The sequence below is a fragment of the Candidatus Kaistella beijingensis genome, assembly GCF_020084865.1.
Lineage (GTDB): Bacteria > Bacteroidota > Bacteroidia > Flavobacteriales > Weeksellaceae > Kaistella > Kaistella beijingensis.
The window spans coordinates 945,339-958,014 of the sequence record NZ_CP071953.1 but is presented as its reverse complement, the minus strand read 5'-3'; the positions used below and the strand labels follow the sequence as shown (position 1 = coordinate 958,014).

The 12,676-nt window shown below is 38.0% G+C and carries 12 protein-coding genes; 6 read left to right on the top strand and 6 right to left on the bottom strand.

What is annotated here, in order from left to right; all coding sequences use genetic code 11:
* Positions 1–14 precede the first annotated feature (14 nt).
* Both J4771_RS04455 and J4771_RS04450 read left to right on the top strand, forming a co-directional pair.
* On the top strand, positions 15–971 hold the full coding sequence (locus J4771_RS04455; protein WP_224136837.1) for an HlyD family secretion protein: 957 nt from the start codon (positions 15–17) through the stop codon (positions 969–971).
* Positions 972–1,184: 213 nt separating this feature from the next.
* A complete protein-coding gene (locus J4771_RS04450; RefSeq protein WP_224136835.1) occupies positions 1,185–2,396 on the top strand; it encodes an ABC transporter permease in 1,212 nt (403 codons plus the stop codon).
* A gap of 24 nt (positions 2,397–2,420) precedes the next feature.
* Here J4771_RS04450 and J4771_RS04445 read toward each other — a convergent pair whose 3' ends face one another.
* Positions 2,421–2,636 carry a hypothetical protein gene (locus J4771_RS04445; RefSeq protein ID WP_224136833.1) on the bottom strand — a complete coding sequence of 72 codons (216 nt, stop codon included), beginning with the start codon at positions 2,634–2,636 and terminating at the stop codon, positions 2,421–2,423.
* Positions 2,637–2,958: 322 nt separating this feature from the next.
* On the opposite strand from J4771_RS04445, the gene J4771_RS04440 reads away from it, so the two are divergent.
* Complete coding sequence (locus tag J4771_RS04440) at positions 2,959–3,519, top strand: Crp/Fnr family transcriptional regulator (protein WP_224136831.1); 561 nt, start codon at positions 2,959–2,961, stop codon at positions 3,517–3,519.
* A 121-nt stretch (positions 3,520–3,640) separates the two neighbouring features.
* Here the strand turns inward: J4771_RS04440 and asnB are convergent, their stop codons facing one another.
* From asnB to J4771_RS04420, 4 genes are all read right to left on the bottom strand, one after another.
* Positions 3,641–5,311 (bottom strand): asparagine synthase B, encoded by a 1,671-nt coding sequence (asnB, locus tag J4771_RS04435; protein WP_224136829.1) that lies wholly within the window; start codon positions 5,309–5,311, stop codon positions 3,641–3,643.
* Positions 5,312–5,554: 243 nt separating this feature from the next.
* Positions 5,555–6,757 (bottom strand): methyltransferase domain-containing protein, encoded by a 1,203-nt coding sequence (locus J4771_RS04430; protein ID WP_224136827.1) that lies wholly within the window; start codon positions 6,755–6,757, stop codon positions 5,555–5,557.
* Between the two features lie 74 nt (positions 6,758–6,831).
* Positions 6,832–7,245, bottom strand: a complete 414-nt coding sequence (locus J4771_RS04425) for a PIN domain-containing protein (protein WP_224136825.1) — start codon at positions 7,243–7,245, stop codon at positions 6,832–6,834.
* Positions 7,242–7,499 (bottom strand): DUF6364 family protein, encoded by a 258-nt coding sequence (locus J4771_RS04420; protein ID WP_224136823.1) that lies wholly within the window; start codon positions 7,497–7,499, stop codon positions 7,242–7,244. Before J4771_RS04420 ends, J4771_RS04425 begins: the two co-directional genes overlap by 4 nt.
* Before the next feature lie 141 nt (positions 7,500–7,640).
* On the opposite strand from J4771_RS04420, the gene J4771_RS04415 reads away from it, so the two are divergent.
* The gene (locus tag J4771_RS04415) at positions 7,641–7,973 is read left to right on the top strand and encodes a zinc ribbon domain-containing protein YjdM (RefSeq protein ID WP_224136821.1); all 333 of its coding nucleotides are present in this window, start codon (positions 7,641–7,643) and stop codon (positions 7,971–7,973) included.
* A 186-nt stretch (positions 7,974–8,159) separates the two neighbouring features.
* On the opposite strand, the gene J4771_RS04410 is transcribed toward J4771_RS04415, so the two are convergent.
* Complete coding sequence (locus J4771_RS04410; protein ID WP_224136819.1) at positions 8,160–9,092, bottom strand: sulfate/molybdate ABC transporter ATP-binding protein; 933 nt, start codon at positions 9,090–9,092, stop codon at positions 8,160–8,162.
* An 82-nt stretch (positions 9,093–9,174) separates the two neighbouring features.
* On the opposite strand from J4771_RS04410, the gene J4771_RS04405 reads away from it, so the two are divergent.
* Together J4771_RS04405 and alaS are read left to right on the top strand one after the other, a co-directional pair.
* Positions 9,175–9,834: a YceI family protein gene (locus tag J4771_RS04405; RefSeq protein WP_224136817.1), complete on the top strand. Its 660-nt coding sequence runs from the start codon at positions 9,175–9,177 to the stop codon at positions 9,832–9,834.
* A 180-nt stretch (positions 9,835–10,014) separates the two neighbouring features.
* Positions 10,015–12,672 (top strand): alanine--tRNA ligase, encoded by a 2,658-nt coding sequence (gene alaS / locus J4771_RS04400; protein ID WP_224136815.1) that lies wholly within the window; start codon positions 10,015–10,017, stop codon positions 12,670–12,672.
* Positions 12,673–12,676: the final 4 nt, after the last annotated feature.

Sequence of the window (12,676 nt, the reverse complement as noted above, 5' to 3'; positions counted from 1 at the left end):
AAACAAACTTTAAAATGAATACTTTATTAAAAACTTTATCTCTCGCAACTGCTTTCACGGTTGTTGCCTGTAAAGAACCCGCTTCCGAAAAACCTATTGACGGAAAAGCAAAAAAGGAAACCGTTTCATTCGCCCCAAAAGTGACGGGCAGAATTTTAGAAATCTATGTGGAAGAAGGACAAACGGTAAAAGCAGGGGACACGCTCGCAAAATTGGATATTCCCGAAGTTTCCGCAAAAATCTCACAGGCAACCGGAGCCGTAAAATCCGCAAAAGCACAAGCACAAATGGCAAAAAATGGCGCAACAGCCGACCAACTTCGTCAATTGAAAGCCAAACAAAAAGGTTTGCAGGAACAATATCAATACGCCCAAAAATCCTTCAGCAGAGCAAAAAATATGTACCGCGACTCATTGCTTTCGCCACAAAATTATGATGAATATTTTGCGAAATATCAAGGTGCAAAAGCACAATTGGATGCGGTAAACGCAGAATTGAACGACGTGGAAAAAGGAACCCGTTTTGAAAAAATCGAAATGGCTCAAGGTCAGCAAAATCAAGCGATGGGCGCGCTTCAGGAAGCGAATGTGGCGTATTCCGAAAGATACATCATCGCAACCAACGATATGGAAATTGAAACCATTTCCCTCAACAAGGGCGAACTCGCAACTGCAGGTTATCCGCTGTTTTCGGGCTACATTCCGCAAACATCTTATTTCCGTTTCACTATTCCGGAAAGTAAAATTGCGAATTATCAAAAAGGAATGCCAGTGAAAATGATGGTGAATTACAACAAAAAAGAAATCGCAGGAAAAATTGTTTCCATCAAACAGTTGACGAGATATGCCGATATCACCACTGCTTTCCCCGATTATCAACCGGAAGAAGCGGTTTACGAAATCAAAGTCGTTCCCGAAAACCAGACTTTGGCAGACAATATTTTGGTAAACTCAAACGTGACCTTAAAATAGTTATTAAACCACAAAAGTTACAAAAGATGAAAGGATATGAATGCTGTGGAATAGCGCACAAAAGTTCTGAAAATCTTCGATTTTCACTTTGTGAACTTCTAAAGCCCATTCAGTTCCATCTCTAATGTGAAAAAAAACTGTTGTGCCTTCCGTGGTTAAAAAAATGCAGTCAAAAGTCTGATATCTGAAATCTGCCAGCTAAAATCTAAACTAATGAAACAACTAAGATATTTACTAAAACGCGAATTCAAACTGTTCTTTACCAACAAGACATTGATTTCTGTCTTTTTTGTCGCGCCGATTTTCTACGCTTTACTTATCGGTTTTACCTACCAAAAAGGAAAAGTAGAAAACATTCCCGTCATCGTCATCAACCACGATAACTCCGCGATGTCCAACCAAATTGTGGAAATGCTTCAAGACAATAAAACCATCAATGTGCTGAACTACATTGATGAACCTTCCAATCTAAAAGATGAGGTCATCAAAACCGAAGCATCCGCAGTCGTCATCATACCCGAAAGATTTGAAGCAATGATGCTCCAAAAAAAATATCCCGAAATCAATGTTTATGTCAATACCTCCAATGTTTTGACCGCAAATTTCGCCACAAAAGCATTGCAACTCACTTTTGGAACATTTTCCGCAGGTGCTGAAATTAAGGCGTTACAAAAAAAAGGAATGAACGCTGAAATCGCCAAAACCCAATACGAACCGCTGAAAACCAATTACATCACGCTCTTCAACACCACGAGTAATTACTTGGTTTTTATGTGGCCTGCAATGATGGCGGTGGTTTTGCAGCAGGTGATTTTACTCGCAATGGCGGTTACATTTTCCGAAGAATTTAAAAGAGAATCTTTCATCAGAGATTTCGCCGGAAAACAAAAATACGCCGTTTTAGTAATGGCAATCAAATGTCTTCCGGTATGGATTTTCGCCAATTTCAACATCCTGTTTTTCTATTTGTGCAGTCTGTATTTCAAAATTCCGGTGCCCGAAAACGTTTGGAATTTTTTCCTCGTCACTGCCATATTCGTGGTTTCGGCAACCAATTTGGGAGTTTTGGTCAGCATCCTCATTCCCGATGCGCTCAAAGCCACTCAAGTATTAATGGTCATCGCATCTCCCGCGTTCATCATCAGCGGATTTACGTGGCCCACTTCTGCAATGCCCGAATTTATCAGGAATTTCACCGCAATTATTCCATTAACGCCTTATTTGGAGGCGCTCAAAATCATGCTCGTGCAAAAAGGTTCCGATTTTCTCACCAAAAAATACTTCCTGCACCTTTTTATTTTGGGATGGATTTACTTCATTTTGGCTTGGATTGCCCTAAAAATCAAAATCCATTTCCTCTTCAAAAAATACCGCATCAACGAAGAAACCGGGGAAGAAGAAACCGCCATAACTGCAACAACATAGTTTATTTTAATGTTAAAACAGTTTTCATTTACTGTTTGTTTGTTGGGAGCGTCCGAAGTATTTCGGGCGTTCTTTTTTTTCAAAATTAAGGGCCATCCCGATAAAAAATTCCAACCAATCCCAACGCCATTTTTTGTCGGGACCGCGCTTGGAGTTTTTGCTGAGCGAAGTCGAAGCATTGCAATCTTTTTGTTTTTTTCGCACCTTTTCCCATTCTAAAAAAACAGAAAGGATTTCCACTGCAAACCGAGTACGCGAGGTTCAACTATTCCATTAAAAAAATAGAAAAAGTATGAGTTAATCGCTTGTCCGTAATACCACGCAATCGTAGCACCCATCCATAAAAATGAAAATTCGTGAATTTCTGGGAATAAAAATTTAGAACCAAGATGTCGCACCTTCGGCGCTCCGCTATCTTCAAAAATGTGTCTTTCTAACAATATCTCGTCGCTCTGCAACTTTTTACACTTGCTTATTTTCACTTTAAAGAATCGTCTAGCAAAACTTTTGTGACTTTTGCGGTAGAAATAATAAAACCCTATTTTTGTAAAAAGTCAACACCGTGAAACTTCTCGAACAACTTTCTAAATACATAAAAACCGACTCCGAAACCGAAAATTTTTTCCGCAACGAAACCGAAACCAAAGTGTTCGCAAAAGGGGAATTGTTGAGCAAACAAAATACCTTTAACCGCACCGTTTTTTTTATGGAAGAAGGTTTGGCAAGAATGTTTTATTACGAAAAAGGAAAAGACATCACGACCAATTTTTTTTCCGACGGAAAAACATTTGCCAATCTCGACACTATTTTCGCAGCAGAACCAACGCGTTACAATATTGAAACTTTAGAAGAAAGCACCATCACTTTCTGCCATTACGACAAATTGGAAGCATTGTGTTCCGTTTCTTTGACTTCCGCCAATTTCAGCCGTTTCATCCTCGGAAATCTGATGTCGCAAATGGCGAAAAGAATCAACTCGCTACAATATATGACCGCGAAGGAAAAATATGCCCAACTTCTAGAAGAGAATCCCAACATTATTCTTCGAGCACCTTTAGGAATGATTGCAACTTACCTGGGAATTTCGCAGGAAACATTGAGTAGAATTCGTAGCGAAATTTAGCTGTCGGCTTTCGTCGATCTGCAATCTGCATTTGTAAATCGCAAAAATTTTGGAAAAAAAATCCTGCGAAAAAATAATCGCAGGATTTTTACTTGGCTCTTGGTTCTTTTTACTTGGCTCTTTAATAACTGTCCTCATGTACAGAAACCACCGCTCTTCCGCTCGGATCATTCATTTTTTTGAAGGCTTCATCCCATTCCAAAGCGATCGGAGTAGAACAAGCGACGGAAGGGACAGAAGGAACCGTAGCTGCCGCAGTTTCACTTGGGAACAATTCTTCGAAAATAGTTCTGTATCGGTATTCTTCCTTATTTTGAGGTGTGTTTAATGGAAATCTAAAACGTGCATTTTCCATCATTTCATCAGATACTTCTTCTTCCGCTTTCGCTTTTAAGGAGTCAATCCATGAATAGCCAACTCCGTCAGAAAATTGTTCTTTTTGTCGCCAAGCGATGGACTCAGGCAATAAATCTTCGAATGCTTTTCTCAAAACCCATTTTTCCATTTTTCCTTCAGCTTTGTTGACCATTTTGTCTTTAGGATTTATCGTCATCGCCACATCGATAAATTCTTTGTCGAGGAATGGAACTCGTCCTTCAACGCCCCAACTCATTAAGGCTTTATTAGCTCTCAAGCAATCATAAAGGTGAAGTTTTCCTAATTTTCTTACCGTTTCTTCGTGGAACTGTTTCGCATCGGGAGCTTTGTGGAAATAAAGATATCCTCCAAATAATTCATCTGATCCTTCACCGGAAAGTACCATTTTAATTCCCATCGATTTGATGACTCTTGCCAACAAATACATCGGAGTTGAGGCGCGAACTGTAGTCACATCATAAGTCTCCAAATGATAGATGACGTCTTTTACTGCGTCCAAACCTTCCTGAACGGTGAAATGAATTTCGTGGTGGATGGAACCGATGTGATCGGCCGCTTTTTGTGCCGCCACTAAATCAGGAGAACCTTCCAAACCAACTGCAAAACTGTGCAATCTAGGATACCACGCTTCTTGGGTGTCGCCGCTTTCAATTCTGTTTCTCGCATATTTCGCAGTTACAGCAGCAATAATCGAAGAATCCAAACCGCCGGAAAGTAAAACGCCATAAGGAACGTCGCTCATCAACTGACGGTGAACTGCGTCTTCCAAACCTTTTCTGATGGCGGAAATATCGGTTACATTGTTTTTTACGTTTTCAAAATCTTCCCAATCTCTGTGGTACCATTTCTGCATTTCGTAGCCGTCTTTGCTGTAAAGAAAATGTCCAGGAAGAAAAGATTCGATGGTTTTGCAAACGCCTTCCAGTGCTTTTAATTCGGAAGCAACATAATAATTTCCGTTTTTGTCCCAACCTTGATAAAGGGGGCAAATTCCCATGTGGTCACGACCAACCAAATAAACATCGTTTTCAGTATCATATAAAGCGAAGGCAAAAATTCCGTTGAGCTTTTCCAAAAAATTTTTACCATACTTTCTGTATAAAGCCAAAATTACTTCACAATCAGATTGGGTTAAAAATTCGTAATCAGGGAACTCTTTTCTTAGTTCTTGATGGTTGTAAATTTCGCCATTCACCGCCAAAACTACTTTTCCGTCTTTGGTGAATAGAGGCTGTTTCCCTGAAGTTGGATCCACAATCGCCAATCTTTCGTGAGAGAATATTACTTTTTCGTCCTGAAAAATTCCGCTCCAATCTGGGCCGCGGTGACGGATTTTTTTGGACATTTCAAGGATTTGAGGTCTTAAAAGCTCGGTTTTTTGTTTCGCATCAAACAGGCATACAATTCCGCACATATTTATAAATGATAAGTTATAATTGATAATAGATTAAAATTCTGATGCAAACATAAAGTTTTAGTTTACAAAACAAAATAAAAATTTTAGTCTAAAGAAAAATATTCTATAATTTAATTTAAAAAAGGAAAAATTTAAGTTAATAATGAAATTTTAACGATCTTGCTTGAAAAAATTCTTTAACCATTAATAAAAAAGCAGTCCAAATCTGAATTGCTTTCTTAGTTAATTTTTGTATTAAGTTTATTTCCTTCCAATCAACGCCATATAAAATCCGTCATAACCTTCACTCGGCATGATTTTTTCCTCTTTAATTAGAGAAAATTCAGGATTGTTTTTCAAGAAAATTTCGACTTGCTCGTTATTTTCAGAAGGTAAAATGGAGCAGGTTGCATAAATCATTTTCCCTCCCTTTTTCAAGATTTTAGAATAATCTTGAAGAATTTGCTGTTGTTCTTTTTTAATTCTGTCGATGAAATCTTGGTCGATTTTCCATTTAGAATCAGGGTTTCTTTTTAAAACTCCCAAGCCGGAACAAGGTGCGTCAATCAACAATCTGTCTGCTTTTTCATGAAGTCGTTTGATGACTTTATTATCTTCAATAAAACGGGTCTCAATATTGTGAGCTCCTGCTCTTTTTGCTCTACGTTTTAACTCTGCTAATTTCCATTCAAAAATATCTAAAGCGATAATTTGACCTTTATTTTTCATTAAAGCGGCCAAATGCAAAGTTTTTCCACCTGCACCTGCGCAAGCGTCAACAACGCGCATTCCTTCCTTCACGTCCAGAAGTTCGCCGATTTTTTGTGAGGAAGCATCTTGAACTTCAAACAATCCGTCTTTAAAAGCAGAAGTCAGGAAAACGTTTTTCTTTTCCTCTAGTTGAACAGCGTCTGGATAATTTCTAATTTGAAAACTTTCCACATTTTCATCCTTTAAATCAGAAACCAGTTCTTTTGCAGTGGTTTTTAAAGTATTTGCACGAAGAATTGTTGGCGCTTGTTCGTTCAACGCGTCCATTTCTTTTTCCCAATTTTTGCCGAGTTCTTTCTCCAACGTTTCAGCCAACCAATCGGGAATAGAGTATTCAATCGCTTTTGTGGGAACGGTGTTTTTTTTGAGTTTGGTTAAAACATCTGCAATTTTAATCCCGTCAAACTCCTCAAATTTCTTGTAATGGGTTTTGCTCCATAGACAATAAGTAAGGATGAGTTTGTAAACATTGTTCGGTTTCACGCCTTCTCCCATATAATATTCGAGTCGTTTTTTCCAGCGGATGATGTTGTAGAAAATCTCGGAAACCACTTTTCGGTCTTCGCTTCCCCATTTTCTGTGGGCTTTCAGAAGTCGTTCGATGACTTTGTCTGCGTATTTTTTATCCTGAAAAAAAGTTTCCTGTAATGCGTCGTGAATTCCGATAAGGAGATTGCGGTGAATAAGTTCCATAATTTTGCTTTCAGCAGTCTGCGATTGGCTTTTCTGCGATTAATTTGCAAAAATACGTTTTTTTGGATGGATGATTATTTCAAATTCTCCAAAAAAGAAATACAGTTATAAACCTGCATTTCCGAAAAATAAAAATCCGAAACGTCTTCGGTAATAATGATTTCGCAACCGGAATTGATGGCGGAATAATATTCCAAACCATCCTCAAAATCATATATTGCAGGATTTTCAGAAACTAAATCGACCGTTTTTGAATCAATTCTCGTTATTTTCAATTTTTTTGAAAGTATACTGATTTTATTTTTCGCCAATTCTGTCCCGCTTTTCTTTTCGGCAAAATAGAAAGCAATCGCAAGACAAATAGGAGAGGTGAAAACTTCAAATCTTGGATGGTCAACTAAACTGATAATTCTAGCCGCATAAGTAAAAAGCGGATATTCCCGATTCAAAACCGCAACCAAAACATTGGCGTCTAAAAAGATTTTCATTTCTTAGATTCAAAAAATTCTGACTTCATTTTTTTCCTAGAATTAGGTCTACCGTATTCAGGTCGTTCTTCTGCGACAGCATTTACCCAATCGGAAATCGGTAAATCATCGATAGTTTGGTGATTTTCTGCAGTCATCTGCCGAAAAATCATCTCTGTAAGACGCGACAAGCTCACGTTGTTCCTTTTTGCAAAGGCTTTTGCTTCTTTAATAACTTGTTCATCAAACGCTAATGTGATTTTTGCATCCATCATTTTAATCTATACGACAAAGATATAAAAATTATACGTAGTTTTAACAAACGTGTTTAAATTTAGAATTTTGTGCTTTAAACCATCCAGCATCCATCACCAATCATCCAACCAAATCTTTACCTTTGCAAAAAATTAAAAACAATGAGCGACGCGATAATTTGCCCAAAATGTCAATCGGAATTTACTTATGAACAGGACAATATGATGGTTTGTTCCCAGTGTTTCCACGAATGGGATCCAAAGGAAGTTGAGAATTCTGACAAAATTTTTGATTCTAACGGAAACGAACTTCAAAATGGAGATTCTGTAGTTGTGATTAAAGATTTGCCTGTAAAAGGTGCTCCAAAACCAGTGAAAGCAGGTACGAAAGTGAAAAATATTCGTTTAAGACCAGATTCCGATCACAATATCGACTGCAAAATTGACGGTTTTGGTTCTATGGCACTGAAATCGGAATTTGTGAGAAAGGCATAAAAAAAAGGAAAGATTTGGACAGGGTTCCATTTCGAAGACTTGGTTGTCGCGAAGATCCGGACTAATTTCGTCTTAAAGGCAGAAAGAGAATTAACCAAAAATTTCCTTAGTTGGGATAGGTAAAGTTAAGAAAAAATTTTCAAAATTAATGCCAACCTTATAATAAAAACAAAGTTGATTCTAATTTTAAAATTCAAGATGTGTTTTGCCGGATATGGGGTTTGTTGTAAAAATGACCAGGTTTTTTTCATTCAATAAAACCTTGTTCCAATAGTGGTTTCCTGCGAACCGACTTTCCAAAACTCGAGCTTCTTTTCCGTTTTCTGTAATTTTGATCTCGTTGGGATACCAAAATTTTTTGGATAGATTTAAAGAATTTTGTTCGTTATCAGAAAAAACATTCACTTCACCGAAAAGTTTGGCGACATATTCATTGTACGGATTTCTGTACGTTTCCTCCGGGTCGTCATTTTGAATCAGTCTTCCATCCTGAAGAACAATAATCTGATCCAGCCAGGGCATTACTTCCTGAATTTCGTGCGTGGAAATAATTAAAGAAATATTTTTCTCCTTTACATAATTAAAAAGTCTTTCGCGAAGTTCTACTTTTCTGCTAAAATCAATGTTACTGAAAGGTTCGTCTAGTAAAAGAAGCTTCGGCATCACAGAAAGCGCTCTTGCGATAGAAACTCTTTGCTGCTGTCCGCCGCTTAAATATTTAGGCAAAGTTTCGGCATATTCTTCAAGCCCTACGACCTGTAGAAGTTCTTCAATTTTTGCTTTTTTTTCGTTTAGATTAATGTTGGATATAAATTTGCCCACGTTTTCAGCAACCGTTGCGTACGGCATTAAATCGTAATTCTGAGCCACCAACTTCATTTCGTTTTCACCGGGAACAATGTTCTTTTTTGGACCAAAAACTGGTTTTCCATCAAAAATAATTTCTCCTTTTTCCCAATCCAAAAGTCCGTAAATCAAATTAATCAAAGTCGATTTTCCGCAACCGCTTTCGCCGGCAAGTGCTATAATTTTTCCGGCTTCAACCTTCAAATTGAAATTATGGAAAAGTCTTTTTTCAGGTGAATGTGAAAAATATAACTGGTTAATTTTTAAAAGCATGTTGCAAAAATAATATTTTTGTGATTAGTATTAATTTTTTTACTATTTTAGCCGTGAAATAAGAAAAAAAACCAAATTTTTGATGAATAAAATGTTTTTGAAAGCTGTATATCCAGTTCTGGTTTTAGGAACTTTAGTCGTTTCCTGTGGTAAAGATAAGCCTTTAGTAAGTGACAACACTGAAGTAACCACTACTAAAGATGGAAACGCCTTTGTGGTAGACACTTTAAATAGTAGGATAGAATGGAAAGGATATAAAGTTTTCAAAACCGATAATTCAAGTCATTTCGGAACCATAAAATTTGAAAGCGGCGATGTAACCATCAAAGACGGAAAATTGGAAAGCGGGAAGTTTGTTGCCGATATGAATTCTCTTGAAAATGTAGATTTGAAGGACGATGCAGAACAAAAAGCAAAATTAGAAGGTCATTTAAAAAGCGGTGATTTCTTTGAAGTTGAAAAATTTCCAACAGCGTCCTATGAAATTACAAAAGTTTCACCCAACGAAGCTGGAGATTACAACACCATTTTGGACGGTAATTTAACCATCAAAGGAATTACAAAACCAATGCAGTTCAACGCAAATGTGTCGGTGAAAGAAGGCGAGGTAAGTATCGCAACCGAACCAAAAGACATCAACAGAGAAGAATTTGGAGTGAAGTTCCAAATGCCTGTTGCAAACGGCGTAATCAAAGATGAGGTGAATATCCAAATTTTGATCAAAGCCCTGGAAAAGAAATAAAAATAAGTTTTTTATTTAAGTGTAATAAGTGATGTTAATCCGTTTCATTTTATGGAACGGATTTTTTATTTTGGCAGCGAATATCCAACAAATCCATCATCAAAAACACACAAATTTTCCTTAAATTTGCAATCTTATAAAAGCTTCCAGCACCCAGCTTCCAGCTTCAAACTTAATAATATGACTTCACAACAGATACGCCAACAGTTTTTAGATTTTTTCAAAGAAAAAGGACACCAAATTGTTCCTTCCGCACCAATTGTTCTGAAAGACGATCCCACTTTGATGTTCTCCAATTCGGGAATGACGCAGTTCAAGGATTTCTTTCTGGGCTACAAAGAACCATCGAATGTAAGAATTGCCGACACTCAAAAATGTTTGAGAGTTTCCGGGAAACACAATGATTTGGACGATGTTGGTCGCGACACGTATCACCACACGATGTTCGAAATGTTGGGAAACTGGTCTTTTGGAGACTATTTCAAAAAAGAGGCGATTGATTTTGCGTGGGAACTGCTGACCGAAGTCTATAAAATCCCAAAAGAAAACCTTTATGTGACCATTTTTGAAGGTGATGCTTCCGAAAATTTGGAACGTGACCAAGACGCTTACCATTTTTGGAAATCCCATATTCACGAGAGCAGAATCATCAACGGAAATAAAAAGGACAATTTCTGGGAAATGGGCGAAAGCGGACCGTGCGGACCTTGCTCCGAAATTCACGTGGATTTGCGTTCGGAGGAAGAAAAAGCAAAAGTTTCTGGTTTAGATTTGGTGAACAACGACCATCCGCAAGTCGTGGAAATCTGGAACCTCGTTTTCATGGAATTTTTAAGAAAAGCCGACGGAAGTTTAGAAAAATTACCGAAGCAAAATGTTGATACCGGAATGGGTTTCGAACGTTTGTGTATGGCTTTGCAAGGAAAAAAATCAAATTATGATACCGATGTTTTCACGCCTTTAATTGCCAAAGTGGAAGAACTTTCCGGTAAAAAATATACCGGAATTTTAGAAGACGAAAAAGATATTGCAATTCGTGTTGTGGTGGATCACATTCGTGCGGTGGCGTTTGCAATTGCTGACGGACAACTCCCTTCCAACGGCGGTGCAGGTTACGTGATTAGAAGAATTTTGAGAAGAGCGATTTCGTATTCTTACCGATTTTTGGGAATGAAAGAACCATTCCTTTATCAGTTGGTTGCCGTTTTGAAAAACGAAATGGGACAGTTCTTCCCGGAACTCATCAAACAGGAAAAATTGGTTACCGAAGTGATTAAGGAAGAAGAATCTTCATTCCTTAAAACCATTGAACACGGTTTGAAAAGAATCGATCTAATCATCAACGAAACCATTTCCAAGAACGAGAAAACGCTTCCCGGAACGGAAGTTTTCGAGCTTTACGATACTTACGGATTTCCTGCCGATTTATCAAGAATTATTGCAGAGGAAAAAGGTTTAACCGTAGATGAAAAAGGATTTGATGAAGAAATGGAAAAGCAAAAGCAGCGTTCCAAAAAATCATCCGCGTCCAAAGTTCACGATTGGGTAATCTTAGAGGAAAAACCTGAAACTTTCGTGGGTTACGACCAAACGGAAACAGAAACTTATATTACCCGTTACAGAAAAATAGAAAACAAAGACGGCGAGTTCTATCAAATCGTTTTGGCGAAATCTCCGTTTTATCCGGAAGGTGGTGGTCAAATTGGCGATAAGGGAATTTTAATTCCAAGTTATACGGAAGGTTTTGATATTTCCAACCCAAGTGTTTTTGACATCACAAATTGTTCGGACATCATCGAAGTTTTGGATACCAAAAAAGAAAACAACCTGATCATTTCATTAATCAAAGATTTGCCGAAAGATGCAGGTGCGGTATTCTACGCGAAAGTTAATCATTCCGAAAGAAAAAATACACAGGCAAATCACTCGGTGACGCACCTTTTACATGAAGCGTTGCGTGACGTTTTGGGAACTCACGTGGAGCAGAAAGGCTCTTTTGTGGGACCGGATTACCTTCGTTTCGATTTCTCACACTTCTCGAAAATGAGTGAAGATGAATTGAAACTGGTAGAGGATCAGGTAAATGCTAAAATCAAGGAAAATATTTCACTGCAGGAATTCCGTGACCTTCCAATCGCGGAAGCAACGGAAAAAGGGGCGATGATGCTCTTCGGTGAAAAATATGGTGACCACGTTCGAATGATTCAGTTTGGTAGTTCTAAAGAATTGTGTGGCGGAACCCACGTAAAATCAACGGGGGAAATCGGTCATTTCAAAATTCAGACAGAAAGTTCAACTGCGGCGGGAATTCGCAGAATCGAAGCGATTTCCGGTGATAAATCTTCGGAATACTTTAAAAATTTGGAAGCACAGCTGAAAGAAATTTCCTCCTTATTAAAGTCGAAAGATTTGACAAAATCTGTCGAAAGATTAATCGAAGAAAACCAATCCCTAAAATCCGAAATAGAATCCCTTAAAAAAGAAAAAGCAAAAGGAGAAACTGCCAACTGGAAAAACGACTTCCAAGAAAGCGGCGATAAAAATCTTTTGGTGAAAAAAGTTTCTTTGGACGCAGGTTCTGTAAAAGATATCGTGTTTCAACTGAAGAAAGAAATTCCGAATTCTGTGACGGTTATTATTTCTGATGCAGACCAAAAACCCATGATCACCGTGGGAGTTTCCGCAGATTTGGAATCGAAATACCACGCCGGAAATATCGTGAAAGAATTGGCTGCAGCAATCCAGGGTGGAGGAGGAGGAAACCCGGGTTTCGCCACTGCGGGCGGTAAAAATCTAGACGGAATTGATGCCGCTGTAAAAAAAGCGATGGAGCTGTAATTTC